At 69.7% G+C, this 12,013-nt stretch carries 11 protein-coding genes and 1 riboswitch; of the genes, 8 read left to right on the forward strand and 3 right to left on the reverse strand.

Annotated features, from left to right (window positions below; translation table 11 throughout):
- The first annotated feature begins 149 nt into the window (after positions 1–149).
- The 4 genes from ACIRGA_RS33520 to ACIRGA_RS33535 all read left to right on the forward strand — a co-directional run bounded on the left by ACIRGA_RS33520 (position 150) and on the right by ACIRGA_RS33535 (position 4,924).
- Complete coding sequence (locus tag ACIRGA_RS33520) at positions 150–431, forward strand: GlsB/YeaQ/YmgE family stress response membrane protein (protein WP_400948897.1); 282 nt, start codon at positions 150–152, stop codon at positions 429–431.
- A 477-nt stretch (positions 432–908) separates the two neighbouring features.
- Positions 909–1,637 carry a phosphatidylserine decarboxylase gene (locus ACIRGA_RS33525; RefSeq protein ID WP_364202354.1) on the forward strand — a complete coding sequence of 243 codons (729 nt, stop codon included), beginning with the start codon at positions 909–911 and terminating at the stop codon, positions 1,635–1,637.
- 3 nt (positions 1,638–1,640) lie between these two features.
- Positions 1,641–2,612 (forward strand): CDP-diacylglycerol--serine O-phosphatidyltransferase, encoded by a 972-nt coding sequence (gene pssA, locus ACIRGA_RS33530; protein WP_400948900.1) that lies wholly within the window; start codon positions 1,641–1,643, stop codon positions 2,610–2,612.
- A 29-nt stretch (positions 2,613–2,641) separates the two neighbouring features.
- Positions 2,642–4,924 carry an AAA family ATPase gene (locus ACIRGA_RS33535; protein ID WP_400948903.1) on the forward strand — a complete coding sequence of 761 codons (2,283 nt, stop codon included), beginning with the start codon at positions 2,642–2,644 and terminating at the stop codon, positions 4,922–4,924.
- Between the two features lie 52 nt (positions 4,925–4,976).
- Here ACIRGA_RS33535 and ACIRGA_RS33540 read toward each other — a convergent pair whose 3' ends face one another.
- Together ACIRGA_RS33540 and ACIRGA_RS33545 are read right to left on the reverse strand one after the other, a co-directional pair.
- The gene (locus ACIRGA_RS33540; protein WP_400948906.1) at positions 4,977–5,609 is read right to left on the reverse strand and encodes a LytR C-terminal domain-containing protein; all 633 of its coding nucleotides are present in this window, start codon (positions 5,607–5,609) and stop codon (positions 4,977–4,979) included.
- The gene (locus ACIRGA_RS33545; protein WP_005160574.1) at positions 5,606–5,917 is read right to left on the reverse strand and encodes a DUF3263 domain-containing protein; all 312 of its coding nucleotides are present in this window, start codon (positions 5,915–5,917) and stop codon (positions 5,606–5,608) included. Before ACIRGA_RS33545 ends, ACIRGA_RS33540 begins: the two co-directional genes overlap by 4 nt.
- A gap of 158 nt (positions 5,918–6,075) precedes the next feature.
- Between ACIRGA_RS33545 and ACIRGA_RS33550 the strand changes: the two genes are divergently transcribed.
- Complete coding sequence (locus ACIRGA_RS33550; RefSeq protein WP_400948910.1) at positions 6,076–6,648, forward strand: peptide deformylase; 573 nt, start codon at positions 6,076–6,078, stop codon at positions 6,646–6,648.
- Positions 6,649–6,719: 71 nt separating this feature from the next.
- Here the strand turns inward: ACIRGA_RS33550 and ACIRGA_RS33555 are convergent, their stop codons facing one another.
- Positions 6,720–8,888, reverse strand: coding sequence for a glycoside hydrolase family 15 protein (locus ACIRGA_RS33555; protein WP_400948912.1), 2,169 nt, complete (start codon positions 8,886–8,888; stop codon positions 6,720–6,722).
- Between the two features lie 101 nt (positions 8,889–8,989).
- Between ACIRGA_RS33555 and ACIRGA_RS33560 the strand changes: the two genes are divergently transcribed.
- The 3 genes from ACIRGA_RS33560 (at position 8,990) to thiD (ending at position 11,857) form a co-directional block, all read left to right on the forward strand.
- Positions 8,990–9,241 carry a LysE family transporter gene (locus ACIRGA_RS33560; protein ID WP_400948914.1) on the forward strand — a complete coding sequence of 84 codons (252 nt, stop codon included), beginning with the start codon at positions 8,990–8,992 and terminating at the stop codon, positions 9,239–9,241.
- 36 nt (positions 9,242–9,277) lie between these two features.
- Positions 9,278–9,408, forward strand: a riboswitch (TPP riboswitch).
- Positions 9,402–11,045, forward strand: a complete 1,644-nt coding sequence (gene thiC / locus ACIRGA_RS33565; RefSeq protein ID WP_400948917.1) for a phosphomethylpyrimidine synthase ThiC — start codon at positions 9,402–9,404, stop codon at positions 11,043–11,045. It overlaps the preceding riboswitch by 7 nt.
- Positions 11,042–11,857, forward strand: coding sequence for a bifunctional hydroxymethylpyrimidine kinase/phosphomethylpyrimidine kinase (gene thiD / locus ACIRGA_RS33570; RefSeq protein ID WP_400948921.1), 816 nt, complete (start codon positions 11,042–11,044; stop codon positions 11,855–11,857). Before thiC ends, thiD begins: the two co-directional genes overlap by 4 nt.
- Positions 11,858–12,013 lie beyond the last annotated feature (156 nt).

Consider the following 12,013-nt stretch of genomic DNA (forward strand, 5'->3'; position numbering starts at 1 on the left):
TTTGGGGGGGGGGGGGGGGGGGGGGGGGGGGGGGGGGGGGGGGGTTCGGCCCCCCCCCCCCCCCCCCCCCCCCCCCCCCCCACCACCTCGGGCGGCGGCACCAGCGGCGCCGGGAACGCGGCTCGCGTAGTCCACGTAACCTCGACGGCATGGGTTTCTTCTCGTGGATCGTGTTCGGCGCCATCGCCGGGTGGCTCGCCAATGTCGTGGTGGGCGGCCCGGACCGGCGCGGCGGCTGCCTGTTCAGCATCCTGATCGGCGTGCTCGGCGCGGCCCTCGGCGGTTTCATCTACCGCCTCGCGACCGGCACCGAACGGTCCTTCGAGTTCGACTTCCCCAGCTTCGGCGTCGCCATTCTCGGTTCGATCGTGCTGCTCGCCCTGCTGCGGCTGGTGCGCGGCTCAGGGCGGAGCGATTCGTCTCGCCGGTGATCAACGGAGTAACCGTTGGTAACGGTTTTCTCGCGACGGGTGATCGCGGGCGCGCGGGGAACTAGAGTGGGATGTTCGCTCAGTTCCAGTGGCCGCGTCCGGGTGCATGTGCCGTCGGGGGGCATATGCATCCGGACGCGCGTGCCTCGGCGATCACCGAGGCGGCACGGACGGGATCGACGAGTGGTGGCATCGGCGCCGCCGAAATGTCCCTCTTCCAGGCGCGGAACAGCTCGGCGAGTCGCTCGCCTGCGGGGTCCGGGCTGGCGGGCATTCGAGAGTCCTCAAAGTCTGCTATCGGCGTCAATTACCTAGAGTTATCGCGTATTTCGACCTTGTGTTACCGGGATGTGGCCCCTCCCACCCGGCGCGGGGAAACCCTTCCGGGGGAGGCCACGGCCCGTCTCCGGACAGGGCGGTAGCGTGGTGGCTCTTCCTGTCCCGACCCCCCGACACGAACTGCGGTGAACCCGACCAATGAGCGGCAACCGGCCGGAAGCCACTGGTAACCCCCTCGCGCACGCCGTGAAGCTGGCCCGCGAGACCGTTCCGCCGATGCACCCGGCCGGCAGGCCGTTCGTGTTCGGCGGTCTCGCCGCGACGCTGGTGCTGCGGAGGTTCTCCAAGCGCCTCGGCGTCGTCGGCGCGCTCGCGACGGCCGCCACGGCCGCGTTCTTCCGTGAGCCCAAGCGTGTCCCGCCCGCCCAGTCCGGCCTCGCGGTCGCGTCGGCGGACGGCCTGGTCTCGCTGATCGAAGAGGCCGTGCCGCCGCCCGAGCTGGGGCTGCCCGCCGAACCGCGCATGCGGGTGAGCGTGTTCCTGTCGGTGTTCGACGTGCACGTCCAGCGGATCCCGGCCTCGGGTGTGATCGAGCGGGTCGCGTACCGGCCAGGGAAGTTCCTGTCGGCGGACCTGGACAAGGCGAGCGAAGACAACGAGCGCAACTCAGTGCTCATGCGCACCGAAGACGGCCACGAGCTCGTCGTGGTGCAGATCGCCGGGCTGGTGGCCCGGCGCATCCTCTGTGAGATCCGCGAGGGTGACAAGGTCGGCGTCGGCGCGACGTACGGCATCATCCGCTTCGGCTCCCGAGTCGACCTGTACCTGCCGCCGGGCAGCAAGGTCCTCGTCTCGAAGGGCCAGCGCACGATCGGCGGCGAGACGCCGATCGCCGAGCTGCCCACGGCGCCGCACCCGGAAGGCTGATCCATGGTCCGCGTGACCACTCCCGGCGTCCGGCTGCTGCCGAACGCCATCACGGTGCTCGCCCTGTGCGCCGGGCTGTCGTCGGTGCAGTTCGCGCTGATCGGCAACTACCCGATGGCGATCGCGTCGATCGGGATCGCCGCGGTGCTCGACAGTCTCGACGGCCGGATCGCGCGGCTGCTGGACGCGACGTCGAAGATGGGCCAGGAGCTCGACTCGTTGTCCGACGGCATCTCCTTCGGTGTCGCGCCCGCGCTGGTGCTGTACGTCTGGCACGCGGAGGGCGAGCGGATCGGCTGGGTGGCGTCGCTGATCTTCGCGGTCTGCATGATCCTGCGGCTGGCGCGGTTCAACACGCTGATCGAAGACACCGAGCAGCCGCCGTACGCGGGCGAGTTCTTCGTCGGTGTGCCCGCGCCCGCCGGTGGTCTGCTGGCGATGCTGCCGCTGATCCTGGAGCTGCAGTTCGGGCAGGGCTGGTGGTCGCACCAGTACGTGGTGTGGGTGTGGACGATCGCCGTCGCCGCGCTGCTGATCAGCCGGATCCCGACCCTTTCGCTGAAGACGGTGAAGGCGCCGCCGAAGGCGATCGCGCCGCTGCTGGTCGGGGTCGGCCTGCTGGCCGCCGCGATCATCCAGTTCCCGCTGGTGGCGCTGGCGATCGCGCTGATCCTGTACCTGGCGCACATCCCGTACTCGGTGTACCGGCAGCGCTGGCTGGCGAACCATCCTGAAGCGTGGATGGCGCCGCCGCGGGAACGGCGGGCGATCCGGCGTTCCTCGAGCCGCCGCCGTCTCGGCCTGCGGCCGCCGCTGCGGCGCGTGGTGGCGGGCGCCGCTCAGCGGGTCCGGCTGCAGCGCGGCGAGCAGCACGTCGCCCGCGCTCCGCGCACCATCTCGAGCGAGAAGGACCGCGACAACGGCCGCGGACCGCGGCGTCGTTCGTGGCGTCGGATCGGGTTGCGGAAACGCTGACGGCGCCGCGGGCTGGATAGGGTGGCGGGGTGAGCGCACCCCAGATCACGCTGACCGTCCGGCACACCCCGTCCGCACTGGACTCCCGCCGCGGCGTCGTCCGGCTGCACCCCGAAGTCCTCGACGCGCTCGGCCTGATGGCCTGGGATGCCGTCCGCCTCACCGGCGCGCGGGTCAGCTCGGCGCTGGCCGCCCCGTCGGACGCCGAGGGGATCCCGGGCGTGATCCTCCTCGACGACGTCACGATGTCGAACCTCGGCGTGACCGAGGGTTCGGAGGTGGTCGTCGCGCCGGCGGAGGTGTCGGCCGCGAAGACGGTCACCGTGTCGGGCTCGCGGATGGCCAGCGTGTCGCTCTCCCCGCACACCCTGCGGCTCGCCCTGATCGGCAAGGTGCTGACCGTCGGCGACGCCGTTTCCCTGCTCCCCCAGGATCTCGCGCCCGCGCCGGGCTCGGACGTCTCCGCGGTCCGCGGCCAGCTCTCCCGCGCCATCGGCATGACCTGGACGAACGAGCTGCTCACCGTCACGGCCACCGAGCCCTCGGGGCCGGTCGCCGTCGGACCGTCCACTGTGGTCAGCTGGCGCGACGGCGCCCGGACCGGCGAGGCCGTGCCCGCCGCCGCGCCGGCCCGCGCCGGGACGACGCTGGTGCGCAGCACACCCTCCAGCCCGCACGAGGATTTCATCGACGCGGAGATCGTCGAAGACGAGCGGATCGACGACGAGGTCGCCGAGGAATCCGTGCCTCCCCTGTCGGATCTCGCCGGCTCCGAAGCGGCCGCGCGCAAGCTCGCCGAATGGTTCGACCTGGCCTTCCACCGTCCGGAACTGCTGGCGAAGCTCGGGACGTCCGCGCATCTCGGGGTCCTGCTGTCCGGGCCGGAAGGCGTCGGGAAGGCGACGCTGGTCCGCGCCGTGGCACAGGCCGAGAAGGTGCGGGTGGTGGCGCTCGCGGCGCCGAACATCGCGGTCCTCGACCCGAACGTCGCCGCCGCGCGGCTGCGTGAGGCGATCGGGCGGGCCACCCGCGACGAAGAGCCCGCTGTCCTGCTGATCACCGACATCGACGCGTTGCTGCCCGCCTCCCAGCCGCCGCCGCTCGCGACGGTCGTCCTCGACGAACTGCGCAAGGCCTTGCGCACCAAGGGTTTCGCCGTCGTCGCCACCACCGGCAGGGCCGAATCCACCGATCCGAGGCTGCGCGCCGCCGACCTGCTCGACCGCGAACTCGGCCTGCCGCTCCCGGACGCGAAGACCCGCACGGAACTGCTGCGCGTACTCCTGCGCGACGCCCCGCTGGAGCCCGGCGTCGACGTCGGCCCGATCGCCGAACGCACGCCCGGCTTCGTGGCCGCGGACCTCATCGCGCTCCGCCGCGACGCCGCCCTCCGAGCCGCGCTCCGGCAGCGTGAAGCCGACGAACCCCGGATCTCCCAGCAGGACCTGCTCGACGCGCTGACCACGGTCCGCCCCATCTCGATGTCCACTTCGGACAATCTGGCCACCGGCGGGCTGACCCTCGACGACGTCGGCAACATGGTCGACGTCAAGCAGTCGCTCACCGAGGCGGTGCTGTGGCCGCTGCGGTACCCGGATTCGTTCGCCCGCCTCGGCGTCGATCCGCCGCGCGGCGTGCTCCTGTACGGGCCGCCCGGCGGCGGCAAGACGTTCCTTGTCCGCGCGCTCGCCGGCACCGGCGCGCTGAACGTCTTCGCGGTCAAGGGCGCCGAACTGATGGACAAATGGGTCGGCGAATCCGAGCGCGCGGTGCGGGAACTGTTCCGCCGGGCCGCCGAGGCCGCGCCGTCGCTGATCTTCCTCGACGAGATCGACGCGCTCGCCCCGCGCCGCGGCCAGTCGTCGGACTCCGGCGTGTCGGACCGCGTCGTCGCGGCCCTGTTGACCGAATTGGACGGTGTCGAGCCGATGCGCGAGGTCGTCGTCCTCGGTGCGACGAACCGGCCGGAACTGGTCGACCCGGCCCTGCTGCGGCCGGGACGGCTGGAGCGCCGCGTCTACGTCCCGCCGCCGGACGCGCACGCCCGTGAGGCGATCCTGGCCGCCAGCGCCAAGAACACGCCGTTGGCGTCCGATGTGGACCTCGCGGCGTACGCGGCCACTTTGGACGGTTACTCGGCGGCGGACTGCGCGGCGCTGATCCGCGAGGCCGCGCTGACCGCGATGCGGGAATCGCTGGAGGCCAAGGAGGTCACCGCCGCGCATCTGACGAAGGCGGCCGAGACGGTGCGGCCGTCGCTCGACCCTGCGCAGCTCGCAGCCCTGGAGGCATACGCGCAGAACCAAGCCTGAATACGTAAAGGGCCCGCTTCCTCGCGAGGAAGCGGGCCCTTTCACGTACGGGCTAGGTGCCGTCTTTGTCGTTGCTCTTGTAATCCTTGGTGAGGATGACGATCACGCCGGGACCGATGTTCTCGATCTCCTTGAACCGGGGCTCGGCACGGAAACCGAACTCCAGCGCCAGCGCCTTCGCGGCCGCTTCCTCGTCGGTGCCCGGCCGGTAGTAGGCCACGGTCTCGGGCAGCCTGCCCGGGTAGCCCTTGACCTCGGAGACGTTCCAGCCGGAGGCGCGGAAGTCCTTCGCGGCCTGCTCGGCGAGGCCTTGGATCGTGCTGTTGTTGTAGACGCGCACCGTCACCCACTTGTGCGACGCCTGCTGATCGCCCCCGGGCTGGCCGGGTTGCCCGGTCTGCCCCGGCTGGCTCGCCGGTGGCGCGGAGCTCGCGGGCGCGCTCGACGGCGGCGCCGACGACGACGCGGGCGGCGTGCTGGCCGAAGGCGAGCCCGGCGCCGGAGACGAAGGCTGCGTCGCTCCGTCTGACGACGTGGGCGTGGTGCCGGGCGGCGTCGCGGTGTCGGAGTCACCGCCGCCACTGGTCAGGGTGATCCCGCCGATCACGGCGGCGATCACGGCGACACCGACCAAGGCCAGTCCGGCGGCCTTCATCGGCCGGGACAGGCCCGAAAACAGACTCATGAGAGATCGATCCCCAGTCGCCGGGCCGCGCGATTGCGCTGCCGGGCCGCTCGCGTCTTGCGCAGGCGCTTCACCAGCATCGGGTCGGCCTGCATGGCTTCGGTCTTCTCGAGCAGCCGGTTCAGCAGCTGGTAGTAGCGCGTCGACGACATAGAGAAGCGTTCGCGGATGGCCTGTTCCTTCGCGCCGGCGTACTTCCACCACTGACGTTCGAACGCGAGCATGTCGAGCTCGCGCTCGCTGAGGCCGTTCACGGTCTCCGACGGGGACGGCTGGTCGGGCTCGGCCATCGACTCCGCGGCGTCCATCCGACTCCTCGCAATCAGGTCAGTGCTCGGCGGGCGTGAAACCACAGGCTTGTCATTCCGCGGCGCCATTAGACCACGGATGCGGCGCCCGGCCTCGGTATCGGCGTCGGCGCGTCACGGGTAAGGGTGTACCAGAAGGGTCCGACTAAACTGCGCGCGTGACCGTCCATCCCATCGTGATCGCCGGCGAGCCAGTGCTGCACAACCCGACTCGGGAGATCACCGAGTTCGACGACAAGCTGCGCACCCTCGTCGACGACATGTTCGAGACCATGTACGCCGCCGAAGGGGTGGGCCTCGCGGCCAACCAGATCGGCCTCGACCTGCGCGTGTTCGTCTACGACTGCCCCGACGACGAGGGCACGCGCCACAAGGGCGTCGTGGTGAACCCGAAGCTCGAGACGTCGGAGATCCCGGAGACGATGCCGGATCCGGACGACGACTGGGAAGGCTGCTTGTCGGCTCCCGGGGAGTCGTACCCGACCGGCCGCGCTTCGTGGGCGAAGGTCACCGGCTTCGACGTCGACGGTAATCCGATCGAGGTCGAAGGAACCGGCTACCTCGCGCGCTGCCTGCAGCACGAGACCGACCACCTGGACGGCTTCATCTACCTCGACCGGCTGGTCGGGCGCCACGCCCGCGCGGCGAAGAAGATGCTCAAGGCGAACAAGTGGGGCGTTCCGGGCAACACGTGGTTGCCGGAGGCACAGCCCGAATCGGCCGACGACTGACGCCTCAGCGCTTGTCCTCGTGAGTGGTAAGGACGGTTAGAACCGCCCTTACCACTCACGACACGCGAGGGTCAGCAGCCCAGGAAGTGGCACCGCACCACCCGCGGCTGCTCGATCACCTTCCCGTCCTGGACCGACCAGGCCAGCCGGAGGTACTGGGCGTGCGTCCAGGCCAGCGGAGTCGCGGACGCGGTCGGCGTGCCCGCCGGGAAGCCCGGCTGTCCCGAAGGCGCGGCCTCGTCCCAGACCTGCTCCGGCATCGTGTCCCCAGAACTACTCACGCGCCCGAGGTCGCGAAGGCGCTTCGCGGCCGTACCCCGGTCACCGGCGGCGAGCTCGTACTCGCCGCGTTCACCCGCGAGCAGTGGCCACAGCCGCCCGAAAGTGGTCCGGCTTTCGGCCGGGAACGTGTAGTCCCAGGGTGAGCCGTCGGCCTTTTCGCCGTAGCCGTCCTTCGTGTACCGGTGCCAGAACTGCCCCGTCGGAGTGGTGAACGCGATGTCGGCGTCGGTGACCTTGACGCTGTTCGTGATCACCGGATCGTCGGCGCGGTAGATGCCCAGCCGCACCAGTTCGAGGAAGCCGGCGTCGGTCACGGCCCGCTGGTCCATGGTCACACTGGAATTGCCCAGGTTGTACTTCGTGCCGTTGTTCGCGTCGCCGTCCTTGGTCAGCCGGACGAAGTACGGATCCTTCGACAGCGGGCCGTTCGTGGTCACCGTCCATTGGGCGAGTTTCGCCTTGAAGGCGTCGGCAGTGTCGAGATAGCGCTTCGCGTCGGCGGCGGCGCCGTTCGCCTTGGCGATGTCGGCCGAGCAGACCAGCCCGGCGATCACCGCGGCGATCGTCGAGGGCGAGTAGCCGTCCTGTTCTTCCCAGCGTTCCTGCTGGCTGTACGGCGACGCGTGCCCGTTGTCCGCCTTGTAGGACACCAGGAATTCCGCCGCCTTGCGCACGCCCTGCCAAGTTTTGGCGTCGGTCCGGCCGAGTTGCTGCGCGAGCACGATCGGCAGCGCGGTCTCGTCGAGCTGGATGGACTTCCAGTACGGCGTGCCGTCGACATGGCTGTTCTGCGGCAGGTGCCCGTCCGGCAGCTGCTGCGTGCCGAACATGTAGTCGACCGACCGGTTCGCGGCGCCGCGGTCGCCGGCGGCGAGCAGCCCGGTCGCGATCTGGTAGAGGTCACGCGGCCAGACCAGGTGATAGGTGCCCGACGGCGACCACTCCGGGTCGTTGTTCCCGAACCGCCACGGCATACTCGGCGACGCGATTAGCGCCCCCTGGTGGATCTTGTCCTCGCTCGCCGCGAGCATGAGCACGGACGCCTGGTAGAGGTCCCGTTCCTGCTTGGTCTTGAGCGACGACGGCGCGTCCTTCACCTGGCGGAGGTACTGCTTCCAGCCCCGGTCGTACGCGCGGGCGGCGTCGGCGAATCCGCGCCGCAGCGAGGCTTTCGCGTTGGCGAGCGCGTCGGAGTCCTTCGCGCCCATGCCCAGCGAAAGCGTGAAGTCCCGCGAGCGGACACCGTCGGCGGAGGCCTGCCCGGTAATCAGCACGTTGCCCTTGGCCGCGGTCGCGTAATCCTTGAGGCTGAAGGATTTCGTCAACTGCGTGAGGCCGTCGGAAGAGCCCGCGTACCCCACGGAAGTACGCGAGAACGCCGGTTCCGCCGCCAGCGCGGCCGCCGTCTTCGCATCCGAAGAGACCGCGCTCGCACCGGCGGAGCGCGCCGAGTCGTCGGAGCCCTCGTTGGTGAGATCGGGGTCCGCGACCGCGTACACCTGGTACGGGCGGCCGGTCAGCGAAACGAAGTCGACGTCGATCAGCACGCTCGCGCGCGCCGGGTCGGTGACGTAGGTCTTGCGAAGCTTCCAACGGTGCTGGTCGTCGGTGATGGTCTGTTCGTAGGTGAGGCCGCCGGTGCGGCGCACCCGCTGCGCCTTGGCCGCGGAATCGACGGTCGCGAAGCTCGTCCCGTCGGTGACCACGAGATCCAGCGCCCGCACACTCGGCGTCGACAGATCCGGGTAGTAGACCTCGGACAGCCGGCCACCCTGCAGGGTGAACCAGACGTTGCTCGCCCGCTCGCGGGCGGTGCCGAAGCCGGTCTTGTCCGCCGGGAGCCAGCTCGGATGGGCGCCGGGCGCTCCGGGCGCCTCACCGCCTTGCGCTGTGGCAACCGCCGGGACCAGCCCCGCGATCAGCACGCCTGCCAGCGCCGGGAGCACGAGTTTTCGCATATCCACCCCAGACTTCTGTAACGGTGCAGAACCTCCGGGATTCTGTCGTGAATCCCCGGCGCGCACATGCTCCAAACCGGTGAACCGCTAACGCTGTCGACATGTCGGCCCAGGGCATTGCGTTGCTCGCGACAGTCCCGTGCCCGACGATCGGGGGATGCCGAACCCGCCGGCCGCCGCTGCTGTGCGTCGCGGTGTGGATCGCCGTCGACATCGTCTGGTATTCGTCGCTCGCCCTGCTGGTCACACGCCTGGGTGAGTGGCTGCGCTGCGATCGCGTCAAGCTGTGGCTGGAGCGCACGTCCGGCGGTGTCCTGGTCGGCTTCGGAGTGACCGTCGCCTTGGAGGGTTGATTGTCCGCGCCCCGGCGTGGCATGGTCGGGGCACAACCAAACAACCGCGGGAGCTCGCGCCATGGCGGGCTGAGAGGGCGGCTGGAGTCTTTCTAGAGGACCCGGCGCCGCCGACCGCATGAACCTGACCGGGTAATGCCGGCGTAGGGAGTGAACGTCGTTGACGACGCTTGAGAATGCCCAGGGCATCACGCCGACCGTGACCACCGGGCCGATCACCGGTTCCCGCAAGGTCTATCACCGGACGGAATCCGGTCTCCGGGTCCCCGCGAGGCGGATCGACCTTTCGAACGGCGAGCATTTCGACGTTTACGACACCTCCGGCCCGTACACCGACGACGACGCGCAGATCGATGTCCACAGTGGACTCCATCGGCTGCGCGCGGGCTGGGCCGACGGTCGTGAGCACAACACCCAGCTCGGCTGGGCGAAACAGGGCGTCATCACCCGCGAGATGGAGTACATCGCGGCACGCGAGCGCTGCTCGCCGGAATTCGTGCGGGACGAGGTCGCGCGCGGCCGCGCGGTGATCCCCGCCAACCGCAAGCACCCGGAGACCGAGCCGATGATCATCGGCAAGAACTTCCTGGTGAAGATCAACGCCAACATGGGAAACTCGGCCGTCTGGTCCTCTGTGGAGGAAGAGGTCGACAAGATGGTGTGGGCCACCCGCTGGGGCGCCGACACGATCATGGACCTCTCCACCGGCAAGCGGATCCACGAGACGCGTGAGTGGATCATCCGCAACTCGCCGGTGCCGGTGGGCACCGTGCCGATCTACCAGGCACTCGAAAAGGTCAACGGGGAGCCGGAAAAGCTGTCGTGGGAGGTCTACCGCGACACCATCGTCGAGCAGTGCGAGCAGGGTGTCGACTACGTCACCGTGCACGCCGGCGTGCTGCTGCGCTACATCCCGCTGACCGCGCGCCGGGTCACCGGCATCGTCTCGCGCGGCGGCTCGATCATGGCGGCGTGGTGCCTCGCGCACCACAAGGAATCCTTCCTGTACACCAATTTCGCCGAACTCTGCGAGATCCTGCGCGAGTACGACGTCACGTTCTCCCTCGGTGACGGGCTACGGCCCGGCTCGATCGCCGACGCGAACGACCGCGCGCAGTTCGCCGAACTGGAGACGCTGGGCGAGCTCACGCACATCGCCCGCGAGCACGACGTCCAGGTGATGATCGAGGGCCCCGGCCACGTGCCGATGCACAAGATCAAGGAGAACGTCGAACTCGAGGAGAAGCTGACCGGCGAGGCGCCGTTCTACACCCTCGGCCCGCTCGCGACCGACATCGCGCCGGCGTACGACCACATCACCTCCGCCATCGGCGCGGCGCAGATCGGCTGGTACGGCACGGCGATGCTCTGCTACGTCACGCCGAAGGAGCACCTCGGCCTGCCGAACCGCGACGACGTGAAGACCGGCGTCATCACCTACAAGATCGCCGCGCACGCCGCCGACCTCGCCAAGGGGCACCAGTACGCGCAGGAGTGGGACGACGAGCTTTCCAAGGCGCGTTTCGAATTCCGCTGGAACGACCAGTTCAACCTGTCGCTGGACCCGGACACCGCGCGTGCGTACCACGACGAGACGCTGCCCGCGGAACCGGCGAAGACGGCGCACTTCTGCTCGATGTGCGGGCCGAAGTTCTGCTCGATGCGCATCACGCAGGACGTCCGCAAGTACGCCGAGGAACACGGACTGTCCACTGTGGAGGCCATCGAGGCCGGCATGGAGGAGAAGTCGAACGAGTTCGCCGAGCAGGGCAACAAGGTGTACCTGCCGGTGGTCAATCAGTGACAGCCACGCCCAGGACGGCCCTCACCATCGCCGGATCGGATTCCGGTGGTGGTGCGGGCATCCAGGCCGATCTGCGCACCTTCTTCGCCAACGGCGTGCACGGGATGGTCGCGCTCACCGCGGTCACCGTGCAGAACTCGCTGGGCGTGCAGGGTTTCAGCGAGATCCCGGTCGACGTCGTCACCGGCCAGATCAAGGCCGTCGCCACGGACATGGGCGTCGACGCGGCGAAGACCGGGATGCTCGCGACGGCCGAGATCATCAACGCCGTCGCGAAGACCCTCGACGAAGTCCACATCGGACGGTCGTCGGGGACGCCGTTCGTCGTGGACCCTGTCGCGGCTTCGATGACCGGGCACGCCTTGCTGCGCGAGGAGGCGCTGGAGGCGATCCGCACCGAGCTCTTCCCGCGCGCCACGCTGATCACGCCGAACCTGGACGAGGTGCGGCTGCTGACCGGCGTTTCCGTGACCGGGCCATCGACGCAGCGCGAGGCGGCGGAGGCGTTGCTGGAGTTCGGGTCCGAGTGGGTGCTGGTGAAGGGCGGGCATCTCGACGCGGCCCAGGACTGCGTGGACCTGTTGTCCGACGGCGAATCCTGGGTGGAGCTGAGCGGCCCGCGCTTCGATACCCAAAACACCCACGGCGGCGGGGACACGATGGCTTCGGCGATCACGTCTTCGCTGGCGAAGGGGGCCGATGTGCCGACCGCCGTCGCCGAGGGGAAGCGGTTCATCGAGCGGTGCGTGGCGGAGTCGTATCCGCTGGGAGCCGGCGTGGGGCCGGTGTCGCCGTTCTGGAAGCTGCGGTAGGCCTTGGGTCTCGTGAGTGGTAAGGGCGGTTCTATTGAGGGGTAAGTCAAACGTGGCATGGTCGGTGCGGGTGGGGGGGGGGGGGGGGGGGGGGGGGGGGGGGGGGGGGGTGAGGGCGGCACCCCCACCCCACAAACACCCCGAGGGCCCCAGAAA

The organism is Amycolatopsis sp. NPDC102389 (assembly GCF_044765885.1).
Classification (GTDB): Bacteria; Actinomycetota; Actinomycetes; order Mycobacteriales; family Pseudonocardiaceae; genus Amycolatopsis.